Source organism: Rhodohalobacter sp. 8-1, from assembly GCF_038150125.1.
Lineage (GTDB): Bacteria > Bacteroidota > Rhodothermia > Balneolales > Balneolaceae > SW132.
In genome coordinates this window covers 143,939-155,952 of sequence record NZ_JBBVMF010000008.1, presented here as the reverse complement: position 1 = coordinate 155,952, position 12,014 = coordinate 143,939, and the positions used below count along the sequence as shown (strand labels likewise).

The following is a 12,014-nucleotide window of genomic DNA, read 5'->3' as shown; positions in this document are numbered from 1 at the left end:
TACTAAACGCTGATTATAAAACTACTAAAGCTCAAAGAAGATTTAATGAATTCTATTTCTGATGAGTATTCTGAAACATATCAAACACAAAAATTTTAATGCCAGACTCCGGCCATTTTCAATTGCATCAGATAGTTTATACCTTCAAATTCATCTAAAGACATTTACATGATTGTATCAATTTTAGGATGCGGATGGCTTGGTTTTCCACTCGCACAAACTCTTCTTCGCCAGGATTATATCGTTAAAGGTTCCACTACTACAAAAGAAAAGTATGAGATACTAAAAAAGAATGGAATTGAGCCTTACATATTATCAATTCCTGAAACTGTAGGCTCATCCGAGAATGAATCATTTTGGGATAGCGACATTCTTTTCTTGAACATCCCGCCTGGGCGTGGCACCCCGAATGTTGAATCAGCATATCCAGATAAAATTCGATCTGTATGTGAGCAAATCTCAAGTTCAAATGGAAAGAATAACATAAAGAAACTGATTTTTGCAAGCTCAACATCAGTTTACCCTGCAAAGGAAGGTGTGTTTAGCGAAGATGACGCAGATCTCTCAGATACGGCGAGGCCATCAGGAACAGCAGTTTTGAAAGCGGAGCAACTCTTAATGGAAGCATCTGAGTTTGAAACTGTCGTGCTTAGATTCGGAGGGCTGTACGGATACAATCGACATCCGGTTCGCTATCTTGCCGGGAAAATAAATCTCTCATCACCCTTAAAACCGGTAAACCTGATTCACCAGGACGACTGCATACAGATCATCAAAAAGATTATTGATGACAATATTTCATCTGGCATTTACAATGCTGTTTCTGATGGCCATCCGCCACGGAAAACATTTTACCAGTCGGCTGCAAAACATTTTGACTTGGAACCACCCACCTTTGATGAAACCAGCAACTCCGAGAATAGAATTATAAGTAACAAAAAGCTTAAGAAAGAGCTTAGTTACTCGTTCATTTACCCAAATCCATTAGATCATACCGCCTGATCGGGGGCATATAAAATTCTTGTCAAGCCTTACTGCATGGACTAATCCACAGCTGTAACGAGAATATCGGTAGCTATTTTGTATCCGAGCGTGATTTTTTTGCCATCAATATCAAGCTCTAACGGCCCGTCGAACGGTTCTCGTTTTTTGATGATAACTTTAGCCCCGGGAGTAAGCCCATAATCATCGAGATAACGCAACAATTCCGGGCTTTGATTTTTCACTCTTTTGACCTCATAGGATTTATTCTCATCAACGTCTGAAAGTGCTTGAAGACCAATTTTCGGCATCAGCCCTTCTTTGGTAGGAATCGGATCCCCATGAGGGTCAAACTTCGGATCATTCAACAGTTCAGAAATTTTATCCTCAAACTGTTCCGAAATATGGTGCTCCAGTTTTTCTGCTTCATCGTGAACCTGATCCCACGAATAGCCTAGCATTTCAGCCAGGTAAAGCTCAAGCAGGCGGTGATGGCGAATCATTTCAAGAGCGATTTTTCGGCCGGCATCGGTCAGTCTGGATCCGTAGTAAGATTCGTAAGTCACCATTCCTAAATCAGACAGGCGTTTGACCATATTTGTAACGGATGCATTTGCAACATCCATCTCTTTTGCAAGCTTTGATGTTGGAACACCCTTCCCCTCAAGTGAAGATTCAAGTTTATATATTGCTTTTAAATAGTCCTCAACCGACTGACTTCTGCTCATAACTTTAAACCCGGATTGGAGTGGGATGAATTAATCTCGATTTCTGTATTCCTCAAATGAAAGTGACTCAAATGCGTCACTGCCAACGAAATTCAGCAGATCTTCAAACACATCCGCCGGCAGCAATCCGGGCTGCATTCCAAGTAGATCGCCATCGCCATTCATAAAAAAGGTGGTAGGAAGGCTAGAGCTGTTCAGCATTTTTGCAAACTCGCTTTCCGCCATCCTGTTACCGAGGTAGTTAACTTCGTTTTGCGATTCAATATTGATTTTAACCAGGTAGAAATGATCGTTTACGGCTTCGATAATATCGGATTGGGTGTAGACTTCGGTATGCATTTTTTCACAATACGGACACCACTCGGCATAAACGTCAATCAGCACTTTTTTATCGTTCTTTTTTGCTGATTCGAGTGCGCTGTCAAGCTCTGTTGGATTCAGGCTCTGGGCGAAACTTAACGAAGTAACGCCAAACAAAATCGCAATAGAAAGAGAAATTATTCTAAATATTTTCATAATTACAAGATACAATTCTTATTAATTTATTTATGTCTTCTTTATGACAATCGTGGTCATGTCATCGTGAGGCTCCGACCCTTCTCCAAATTTCAACAAATCCTCCGACAAGGCATGTATAATTTTATCGGCAGATAACTTTGATGATCGCCTGAGAATACTTTTCAATCGATTATCACCATAAAATCGCCCTCGTGCGTCTGTGGCTTCCACAACGCCATCGGTAAACAACACTAAAATATCGCCCTTTTTCAACTGAATGGAGGACTCTTTGATATGATGCCTAAAAAGCTCTTCATTTGCCATACCCAGACCAATACCAGACGGTCTGTATTCTTTAATTTTTCCGCTATCGGCATTAAAGAGAAGCAATGGGTTATGTCCGCCCCTTGAAAAACGAAACGTACTGTTTTTAAAGTCTATTATGCCGAATATCAGAGAGATAAATGTCCCTTTCTTGGCATTCTTGAGAAATAGATTGTTAATACGGATCAGCATTTCCGACGTGGATGATATATCATCGCTCAGCGCATGCAGTACTCCTTTGGTGAATGTCATATAGAATGCGGCCTCTATTCCTTTTCCGCTCACATCACCAATCGTAACGGCAAGCTGATTCTCGTTCATCTCAATAAAATCATAATAATCGCCTCCCGTTTCATGAGCGGGGGTACAGATGGCCGCTATTTCGAATCCGTTACTGTTTGGCATTTTACCTGGCAGAAATGACTGCTGAACCGCGCGGGCAATTTGAAGTTCCTGCTTAATACGCTCATCTTTCTTTAATTCATTGATGTAATCAGGCACATACTCAGGAAGTTCATCCACCGGATCACCGTTGTAAAAACCAAATGCTCCAAGTAAAACCAACACTATTGTTAACAGCAGACTAACATAAAAAACAGATACATCGGGAGAGGCATCCATCACCCATCCTGTGGCGCTTAGCAGGTGAATGCCCATTAGCGTGAGTGACAAAAATACCGTTAAGAAATCTTCTTTAATGTAAATGAGACCGGCAGCGACCCCTACTACTCCTACGGCAATCATATCTGTTGACCATGGCCCGAAATTGACCGGCATATAATTTAGCAGCAGAAATAGCACCGCACTGAGTGAGATAATCCATATCGGTCGTTTTGTACGGCCGCTCAGTTTTCCGATGCAGATTAACAGGACAATTTGTACCAGTACCAGGTAAAAAAGCGTACTTGAGATGATGACCTCAAGAGATGGCAGTATCGTTGCGTCAGATCTGAATGTTTCTGTGACTGATATATAGCTGTTTGGGATTAAGAAAACGACGAGTGATACGAGCGATGCTAACATAAAAGCATACGCCACCGACCTGATAATCAGAAGCCCAACCGGCCGGTTGTAAAACATGGCCAGGCGGACCAGGTCGAACGTTTTCAATTTTTCGATCCACTTTTCGCGTGTTAGTGAATCCCCGATAGCGGTTGTTATAAAAAACACGATAGAGCTGCTCGCCGCCATAAATCCAAGCGCGAGTAAAATGCCAAATATTTGCTCCATGGAAAACATGGAGTACGTGTAGGCAAAATTATTGACCTGCCTCATTAAGAAAATAAGCGGGAAAGAGAACCCGGCAAGTACAGCGATGAGTACCGATAGTTTGATATCGACCAGCCGAAGCCTGATTCTAACAAAAAATAGAATGAGTAACCAGATAGCCAGTAAAAATATGGTAACAACCGTAACTCCAACCCGGACATTCAGGCCGGATTCGTTCAGTACATCTACCTCTCCCTGCATTTGGTAATCCATTGCCACCAGAGTTCCGGTTGGCAACAGGTCTAACGTCACTTCTATTGTTGACGGTAATATCTCTGGCAGTTCACCACTATACACAATCCGTGCAGTCTCCACTCCCCTGATCACCTGGGGTTCAGGATCGCTGGCCGTGAAGTACTCCGAGGGCCAGCCCGACTGTTCAAGATGATAAAAGCCCATCTCAGTTGCCGCATCCGGGCCGAGATAGGTAGGATCACCTTCAATCACCGTATCAGAATTCCGGTTCTGGCCAACGGTTAAACGGAACTGAAGCTCTTCAAACAACAATGAGTCGGGGCGTATAGGTTGAAGTTGAGGTATGAGCTCTGGCATGTACTCTTCAAAAAATGGTGCTTCAAATCCTTTTTTCGGAAAAAGATTCAAGGGATTTCTGATTGCCAGTAACTGACCACTCTCTGAAAGATGAACCGTCAAAAGCCAATCAGACTCTTCTGTATCCGGAATCTCATCGAGCGACTCGGTTCTCTGTATTTTTCGCTGCGAGTGCCAATAGAAAGATGGAATAAGACTCCTGACAGCACTACCGCCATCGTAGCCTTCCACCTCCTGTTCAGAGAGTTCGGTTTGAACAAAATCCAGAATGTCTGTGTTAACACGATACGTGGTTTGCGCACCATCTTCATAGGTAAACCCCAGCCTGTTCATTTCTGAATCAACAAAATTTGACGCAGTCTGATTACCTAGCGAATTGTCGCCCAAATTCAGGGGATGGATAATGGGGTAAAACCAATAAAAGAAACCGGCTGCAAGCAAACCCAATGCTATCAATAACATGTCTCGCTTAGCCGTATCCGTTCCAAACATGTATGGCGGGTGTTAAGTTAGTTTCGATACTTTAAAAAATGCTATTTAGAGGCGCAACACAAAGAGTAAATAAATGCATGTCATGTTTCGTATATAACATGTAATATGTTGCACTCTTACTTCCCGTTTAGTATAAATTTCACGCAATTTACCGTTAAACAGATACTATTCACAGTCTAAATTTAACTATGTGCCTGATCGTCTTTTCATACAACCATCACAAAAAATACCCTGTAATCCTTGCGGGCAACAGGGATGAATTTTATGGAAGAGACGCCCGACAGGCACATTTTTGGGATACAAGCCCCCCATTGTTAGCGGGAAAAGATCTACGCGCAGGCGGTACATGGCTGGGTGTTAATCAAAATGGTGAATTTGGAGCTATCACAAACTTCCGTGACCTGGATAACCCGATCAATGGTGAGCGATCGCGAGGCGAAATCATTCCGGAATTTCTGACACAACCAGGTCCTCCTAAAAAAAAACTTAGCCGGATTCAAAAAAACAGTTCAGCTTACTCCGGATTTAACCTTTTAGCCGGTAATGCCAACCAGATCTTTTACCTAAACAATGTCAACCGGCAGTTCCAGTCTGTGAAGCCCGGCATTCACGGAATCAGCAATGCTTTTCTTGATACTCCATGGCCGAAAGTTGAAAAAGCAAAGTCGTTATTTAAAAAAGTGGTTCAATCAGAAAAGATTAATCCCGAAGAAATTTTCCAGCTATTACAGGACTCAGAATCTTTCCCGCTGGAAAAACTGCCCAACACCGGTCTCTCCCCGGAGATGGAAAAAGCAGTGTCACCAATATTCATCGAAACAGACGATTATGGCACGAGATGTTCGTCACTTCTCACAATTGATAATGATGGACAGGTTCAGTTTACCGAACGTACATTCCATGTTACGGGTGATGGCTCAGAAACAGTGAAGGAATACAGTTTTAACACCGCTCATTTACCGCCGGGATGATCGAGTATAGTACGGATGATTTTTATTTATAGATTGCCCAGACGTTCACGTGCTTTTGCCATGAAATCACCTTCTACATCTTGGTCGACAGTTACGGAATAGTATTTTTTTGCTGATTCAGGGTTTTGTAAAGCCTCTGAAGAGAGTCCTGCGTAATAATTTGCTACTGAGTAGTACAACCGTTCTGGTCTGTTTGGGAGCTCTTCTCCATGGCTGATGGCTTCCTGAAACGATTTAAGGGCAGCCTGGAATTGATTCATTCGATAATAAGCCCTCCCCTTCCAGAACAGGAGTTCTTCTTGAAGGATCAGTTGGCTTGCTTCGTCTTTATCTTCCCAGTGATTCAGCGCCTCATCAACTGCCGCCAGCACATCCTCATTTCTGTTTTGGCTTGATAGAGTCCGGATCATCAATCGCCTGTAGTAACCATTATCGGGATATCGATTAACAAGCCGGCGAAAGTAACCCATTGCCTCCTCAACTTCGTTCTCATAGTTGAGCAAGATGTTACCCATAAAATAGGTTGCTTCTGGCCTTGAAAAAATACCCTCATCCGACGCGATCCTTATTTTACGAAGTCCCTCTTCTTTATCCCCATCAGGGAAAAACCAGGATACAGCACGCACTACGGGATATTCTTCAGGGATATAGGCCGCGTAGTATGATATCATCCCCTGAACAAATTCGTTGTCGGGAAAATCAGGCTCTACCTCCATCAGCGTTTGATAGGTGCTGTACGCTTTGCGGGATACATTCACGCTGGAGAGCCAGCTGTCCCGATTGGAGTAGTGCCTTGCAATGTAACCGTTGGCAAGGGCGCGGATGATAAGTGCATCGGGGTGATTCGGCTGCCTGTTCAAGAGCTGTCCGGCGGCATAGTCACTTCGATGCAAAGCTTCCATCAGACGATCATCATGTGAATGGTCATACAGATCTTCCAAAACGACCCACCAAACTTCCATTGCATTCCACATCTCCCACAACGGATGGTCCGGATATCGATCTTCCCAGTCCGCCATAATCTCCTGTGATGCTTCCGTATTCCGGTTATAAAGCGAGTCGATAGCCGTGACTGCATCCTGGCGGAACTCATTGTCATGAATGAGTATTGGGGTCTGGGCGTGAGCAACTCCGGCTGACAAAATGATGACAAAAAACAGGAGGCCGGCAATTTTATTGATCTGAATCATAGACGATGAAGCGATAGTATGTGCATTTGACTTTTCAGAAGATACAAGTTCTTCATTTCCAAACGAACCTATTGCGGGAATCATATGGAAGGTTATACTTCATAATAAAAATTAAAGAATTGGGCATATTGTTGATATCAATGTCAATTTATTTAACCATCATTAAATTAAGAAGATCTGATCATATCAGCCTACAAAGCAAGAAGAATCATGAAGTTATCGCGAAAAACCGAAATCAACCAATAGGCAACACAGCATAAATGTATGTGTGCATTAATTTATTTATCTTTCATAAAAATTTTTGGTTATGGATAACAAAACATTAAAGATAGAGCTTACTCGACTAATTCTTGAAACCGAAAGCACAGATTTGTTAAAGAAACTCTTGGAAGATCTGAAAAGCGAAAAAAGAGACTTTTGGCTTGATTTTTCTGAAGACCAAAAAACAGAAATCGAAATAAGCAGAAAACAGGTCAAAAATGGAGAGACCGAAGATTGGGATTCAATTATCAAGAGAGTTTCATGAACATTCGATTTTCGCGCTTATCCGTGCTAAAATTGGAAAAACTTCTTGACTATCTGGAACTTGAGTGGTCTGAAGATTCAAAAAATAAGCAATCCAAAAAGATTAGCTCAGACTGGTAATTATTAAAGGTATCTCAGCAACATTATTGAATGTAAATATAGATCAGTGAAGCTCTAAATTGAGTCGAGACGGTCAAATAATCAACCCCTGGAAGACGAGAGTTCTTGCTTTAGTTTTGTAGGTGAACATCCCCTGTGATAGCTTACAAAATTATATAGATCCTGTTCATCCCTTAAACCCACTCGCCTCGCCAATTCATAATTAAGAATAGCTGTATTGTTTTTCATGAGCGTTTCAATCTGTTTCATTCTTGTGTTGGTGAGGCGTTTTACAGCAACAAGATTGTGGTGATTTCTATAGCGTCTTGAAAAAAAAGAACTATCATGATACCCCATAAATGCTGCCCACTCCGTTACGGTACGAATGGAATGTATATTTTGAGCAAGAATTTCATCTGCCTCTCTTATACTTTTAACTTTCATCAGTAGGGAAATTATTTTATATATGAATGAGTCATTACAAATGAGCATATGTATATGATCAGATACAAAATAATTTCTAAAAATGCATCTACTAATTTTTATGAGGGCATTGCAATGTTGCCAGTCATTACGCTGTTTTTGCAGACTGACGGGTATTTTTATAGAGGGCTTAGAGCTAGTCCGCCAGAGCTGGCGGAGTAACCAAAGCGACCGCCAAATGGCGGACGAGAAGATTTCGATGTCACGATAACGTTGAAATGTGGCAATAGCATGATGTTGCAAAGCCATCTGTGATTATCCTCAATCACACACAGTGAGCATTAATTTTCGCTGATGAACCCCTTCTTATTTCAAATGCTCCAGAAACCAAGTTTCAGTAGATTCAAGTAGTTCATCAAAAGGTTCCGGGAAATTTTCATCCTCAAACGGATGAGATGTTCCGAATGTATGGCCGGTATTTTGGATCAGTTTAATCTCCTTATCATCGGATGGACAGGCTCGAAATAGCTTTTTTGAATCTGAGTGAGGGACTGATTCATCTTCTTTAGCAGCAATGAACAGCGCCGGAATGTGCAGCTCTTTTACGCGCTGGCTGGCCATCAGCCTGTCAGCGTTTTCGATGGCATCATCATATACAACCTTTCCAAGCTTGAGAGTTTGTCCGGTTCGGGAATTTACAATCTTGGTATATCCCTTACTCTCCCAGTCTTTCACCATCTCATCGCTCCATCGCTTATTGTAATTTGCAACAGCAGACCAGGTAACGACCGTCTGTATACCTGGATATTCCGCCGCTGCAGCGATTGCTGTATGACCGCCTCTGGAATGACCAATAATTCCAATAATGTCTGTATTGATCATCACCTGCTCACTTCTCAATTCTCCGTTTTTCAGGTGAGATATCATATCTCCTACATCATTGAGGTCAGAACTAAGTGTCTCCTGCTCGAAGAGTTCAGGCTGATCGAATTCAAGCATATTCTTGCCGACACCATTTTTGGAAAAATTGAAAGACAGCACGCAAAACCCGTGACGGGCAAGATATTCGCAGGCGTCAGGAAAAGCCCCCCAGTCTTTAAACCCTTTAAAACCGTGCAGGAAGAGAATTATTGGAAATGACCGTGTTACTGTAGTTACCGGTGAATAAAGATCATAGTAAATAGGTAAGTCTTCGCGAGACTGAACCGACCCTGTTTCTTTTTTTACACTGCTATAGATCATGAGTTCGATTGGTTGAATTCGAGAGTGTCTAATTTCACGAGCTTTCGCAGGTTGTTGATTTCATCAGTTCTAAGATATCTCCAGCGTCCTACTTTTAGATCTTTTTCATGCAGGCCGGCGTAATAGATTCTTTTAAGCTTTACAACATCGGCTCCAATATGATCCACCATTCGCCGAATGAGGTGATTTCTTCCTTCGAACACAGAAATGATAATTGAATCGGCTTTGAACGGATCTCGCGATACTGATTCCGGTTTGATGAATCCATCTTCAAGATCCACACCCTCTCTCAGCCCCAGCATCTCTTCCTCAGTGAGCACCCTGTTGGGCTGCACAAGGTATGTTTTCTTCACCTGGTAGCTGGGATGCATCAGCCGATGGGCAAGATCACCGTCGTTCGTTAATAGCAGTAAACCCATCGTTTTTCGGTCAAGTCGCCCAACCGGGTACACACGGTTCCCCGTAGCGTCTTCAATTGTGTCCATAACGGTTTTACGGTCCCGCTCGTCATCGGTAGTTGTGATGGAACCGGAACTTTTATTGAGCAAAATATAGACAAACGGCTCAAGCGATAATGTCTGTCCTTCAACCGTAACTGTATCCGTTGTCTTTATTTTTGTTCCGAGCTCGGTCACCACCTGCCCGTTTACCTTCACTTTACCGGCGGATACGTACTCATCAGCATCACGGCGGGAGCAAAGACCGGCATGGGCAATAAATTTATTAATCCGCATCTCCTTTTCCGCCTGTGGTCGCTGAGGCGCTGTTCGCGGATTCTTCATTGTTCCCTCTGCACGCTTAGACCGTACTTTTTTACCCGATGAACTACTTGATCGTCCACTGCTTCCCCGGCGCGACTTCTTCCCGCCACTATTACCGTCAAAATTGTCGTTTCTGCCGGGTCTTTTTTTCTTTTCAGTCATAATATGTTTTAAAAAACTTATTGGTTTGATCTGGATATCAAAAAAATCAAAATCAAAATCAAACCGGTATCGTACGATTCATTTGACGACTTTGTCTAAATGAATTAGCTCTGTAACAAAAATTCTTAATTGTTATTATTTCCCGTCAAAGATTAAGGAGCAAACTGTATTTACAACGACAGTCTATGTATACTTGTCGCCTCTTATAACCTTAACAGGGGTTACGTAACTGATGACGGCATAATTCTCAAAATATTTTTCTGAAACGGAATCAATGATAGCATTTCCGACATCCCTGCCAACCACAGCCTCAATCTTCACATTCTTTCCTTCAAAGTCGCTCACTCTTGTTCCACGGGATCCTACCCCTTCCACATCTGTAATGGTAAACCCTTTAGCGCCCTTCTCTTTTATTAAATCAATAATGTCATCTCTGAGTATTCTTTCCGTTACAATTGTGACTAAAAAGAGTTCTGTAAGTGCCATGTCAATTTATCCTCCAATCCAGGTTGCTATTAAATAATAAAGCGGAATGCCCAGTGCAATATTAAAGGGAAAAGTAATCCCAAGAGATGCTGTCAAATACAGTGTAGGGCTTGCCTTGGGCAGAGCAATCCGCACGGCTGCAGGAGCTGCTATGTAACTTCCGCTTGAAACCATAGCCGCAAATACAGACGCTCCTGAAACACTCAGCCCGGCCCATAATCCAATTACTATTGCAATAAATCCGTGTAGGATTGGAATTGCGATTCCGAATCCAAGTAAGAAAAATCCTACTTCTTTTAAATCTCCCAGTCTGCGTGCGGTAATCATGCCAAGCTCAAGAAGAAAGATCACTAATGCACCCTGAAAACCATTTACAAAAAATGGTTTTACAGGTTCAAAAGCAACGGGACCTGCAAGATAACCAATCACCAAGCCACCGAGTAATAAAACAATACTGCTTCCTGTCACAACTTCATTTAAGGCGCCTTTCAGTGATGAGCTGCTTGACTGAAACAGCTGGGGGATCATAAGTGCCACAATAATACCCGGCACTTCCAGCAGAGCCACAAGTGCAGGCATAAAGCCTTCAGGAGGATCCCCGATAGTCTCAGCGTAACTTATGGCTGCAATAAATGTAACGGCCGATACAGAGCCATAGTGAGCGGCAATACCCGCTGAATTAGTTATATCCAGCTTCCCCAAATACCGAAGTACAACATATGCTATGATAGGAGTGAGTATTCCTAAAAATATAGTTGCTACTACAGGCCAGATAAAATCCGCAAATGCAGTAGTACTGAGTTCAACTCCTCCCTTGAGGCCAATTGCAAGCAGCAAATATATAGATATTGCCTTGTAAATTGATTCCGGAATCTCTAAATCACTTTTCACCAATTTTGAAATAATCCCCAGTATAAAAGCCAGGACAATCGGTGACGTAAAGTTCGTTAAAAGGGATTCCATTTAAGACTCTAATTTATTTGATTATCTATATTTCCGCTCAATATCAAGCTAAGTAATATAGGCCTTAACAACCTATTGGTTCAACCTTTAATTACTCATTTGTTTTGATGGATTTACAAACAAGTTCTGCATTTTGAAATCGAAAGACTGCTGGTCCCATAGATCAGAGCCCATCGTCCATCAGATTTTTTTAAACGGAAATAATACAAATAATTTCAATCAGCCATCAGAGCTGATAATCCTGATCATTGGGTTTATCAGTCCCTATTTGAAACAGAGCTTATCTTATATAAATGCCTTTTTATCGAATTTTGAGAAATTAAGTATATGTGTCAACTAAAAACCCGC

At 42.1% G+C, this 12,014-nt stretch carries 12 protein-coding genes; 3 read left to right on the top strand and 9 right to left on the bottom strand.

Features of this window, described 5'->3' with window-relative positions; genetic code table 11:
• Nucleotides 1-168: 168 nt before the first annotated feature.
• Nucleotides 169-1,002 (top strand): SDR family oxidoreductase, encoded by an 834-nt coding sequence (locus tag AABW11_RS10285; protein WP_340104997.1) that lies wholly within the window; start codon nt 169-171, stop codon nt 1,000-1,002.
• A gap of 41 nt (nt 1,003-1,043) precedes the next feature.
• Here the strand turns inward: AABW11_RS10285 and AABW11_RS10280 are convergent, their stop codons facing one another.
• From AABW11_RS10280 to AABW11_RS10270, 3 genes are read right to left on the bottom strand one after another with little or no spacing between them, the layout of a single operon-like run.
• Nucleotides 1,044-1,709 carry a metal-dependent transcriptional regulator gene (locus AABW11_RS10280; RefSeq protein WP_340104996.1) on the bottom strand — a complete coding sequence of 222 codons (666 nt, stop codon included), beginning with the start codon at nt 1,707-1,709 and terminating at the stop codon, nt 1,044-1,046.
• Nucleotides 1,710-1,739: 30 nt separating this feature from the next.
• On the bottom strand, nt 1,740-2,225 hold the full coding sequence (locus AABW11_RS10275) for a thioredoxin family protein (protein WP_340104995.1): 486 nt from the start codon (nt 2,223-2,225) through the stop codon (nt 1,740-1,742).
• 30 nt (nt 2,226-2,255) lie between these two features.
• Nucleotides 2,256-4,844: a SpoIIE family protein phosphatase gene (locus AABW11_RS10270; RefSeq protein ID WP_340104994.1), complete on the bottom strand. Its 2,589-nt coding sequence runs from the start codon at nt 4,842-4,844 to the stop codon at nt 2,256-2,258.
• 188 nt (nt 4,845-5,032) lie between these two features.
• On the opposite strand from AABW11_RS10270, the gene AABW11_RS10265 reads away from it, so the two are divergent.
• Complete coding sequence (locus AABW11_RS10265) at nt 5,033-5,815, top strand: NRDE family protein (protein ID WP_340104993.1); 783 nt, start codon at nt 5,033-5,035, stop codon at nt 5,813-5,815.
• Between the two features lie 26 nt (nt 5,816-5,841).
• Here the strand turns inward: AABW11_RS10265 and AABW11_RS10260 are convergent, their stop codons facing one another.
• Entirely contained in the window at nt 5,842-7,089 is a 1,248-nt protein-coding gene (locus AABW11_RS10260; RefSeq protein ID WP_340104992.1) for a tetratricopeptide repeat protein, read from the bottom strand.
• A gap of 223 nt (nt 7,090-7,312) precedes the next feature.
• Between AABW11_RS10260 and AABW11_RS10255 the strand changes: the two genes are divergently transcribed.
• On the top strand, nt 7,313-7,531 hold the full coding sequence (locus AABW11_RS10255; RefSeq protein ID WP_340104991.1) for a hypothetical protein: 219 nt from the start codon (nt 7,313-7,315) through the stop codon (nt 7,529-7,531).
• Nucleotides 7,532-7,731: 200 nt separating this feature from the next.
• Here the strand turns inward: AABW11_RS10255 and AABW11_RS10250 are convergent, their stop codons facing one another.
• From AABW11_RS10250 to AABW11_RS10230, 5 genes are all read right to left on the bottom strand, one after another.
• On the bottom strand, nt 7,732-8,073 hold the full coding sequence (locus AABW11_RS10250) for a hypothetical protein (RefSeq protein ID WP_340104990.1): 342 nt from the start codon (nt 8,071-8,073) through the stop codon (nt 7,732-7,734).
• Nucleotides 8,074-8,418: 345 nt separating this feature from the next.
• Complete coding sequence (locus tag AABW11_RS10245) at nt 8,419-9,294, bottom strand: alpha/beta hydrolase family protein (RefSeq protein ID WP_340104989.1); 876 nt, start codon at nt 9,292-9,294, stop codon at nt 8,419-8,421.
• Entirely contained in the window at nt 9,291-10,217 is a 927-nt protein-coding gene (locus AABW11_RS10240; RefSeq protein WP_340104988.1) for a pseudouridine synthase, read from the bottom strand. The genes AABW11_RS10245 and AABW11_RS10240 overlap by 4 nt, the downstream gene beginning before the upstream one ends.
• Nucleotides 10,218-10,400: 183 nt before the next feature.
• Nucleotides 10,401-10,703 (bottom strand): DUF3240 family protein, encoded by a 303-nt coding sequence (locus AABW11_RS10235; protein ID WP_340104987.1) that lies wholly within the window; start codon nt 10,701-10,703, stop codon nt 10,401-10,403.
• Between the two features lie 6 nt (nt 10,704-10,709).
• A complete protein-coding gene (locus AABW11_RS10230; RefSeq protein ID WP_340104986.1) occupies nt 10,710-11,666 on the bottom strand; it encodes a sodium-dependent bicarbonate transport family permease in 957 nt (318 codons plus the stop codon).
• Nucleotides 11,667-12,014: the final 348 nt, after the last annotated feature.

Coding starts and splice junctions, on each gene's coding strand:
- AABW11_RS10250 (WP_340104990.1), bottom strand. CDS start 8,073: ATGAAAGTTAAAAGTATAAGAGAGGCAGATGAAATTCTTGCTCAAAAT.
- AABW11_RS10230 (WP_340104986.1), bottom strand. CDS start 11,666: ATGGAATCCCTTTTAACGAACTTTACGTCACCGATTGTCCTGGCTTTT.
- AABW11_RS10270 (WP_340104994.1), bottom strand. CDS start 4,844: ATGTTTGGAACGGATACGGCTAAGCGAGACATGTTATTGATAGCATTG.
- AABW11_RS10260 (WP_340104992.1), bottom strand. CDS start 7,089: ATGATTCCCGCAATAGGTTCGTTTGGAAATGAAGAACTTGTATCTTCT.
- AABW11_RS10240 (WP_340104988.1), bottom strand. CDS start 10,217: ATGACTGAAAAGAAAAAAAGACCCGGCAGAAACGACAATTTTGACGGT.
- AABW11_RS10285 (WP_340104997.1), top strand. CDS start 169: ATGATTGTATCAATTTTAGGATGCGGATGGCTTGGTTTTCCACTCGCA.
- AABW11_RS10265 (WP_340104993.1), top strand. CDS start 5,033: ATGTGCCTGATCGTCTTTTCATACAACCATCACAAAAAATACCCTGTA.
- AABW11_RS10280 (WP_340104996.1), bottom strand. CDS start 1,709: ATGAGCAGAAGTCAGTCGGTTGAGGACTATTTAAAAGCAATATATAAA.
- AABW11_RS10255 (WP_340104991.1), top strand. CDS start 7,313: ATGGATAACAAAACATTAAAGATAGAGCTTACTCGACTAATTCTTGAA.
- AABW11_RS10235 (WP_340104987.1), bottom strand. CDS start 10,703: ATGGCACTTACAGAACTCTTTTTAGTCACAATTGTAACGGAAAGAATA.
- AABW11_RS10275 (WP_340104995.1), bottom strand. CDS start 2,225: ATGAAAATATTTAGAATAATTTCTCTTTCTATTGCGATTTTGTTTGGC.
- AABW11_RS10245 (WP_340104989.1), bottom strand. CDS start 9,294: ATGATCTATAGCAGTGTAAAAAAAGAAACAGGGTCGGTTCAGTCTCGC.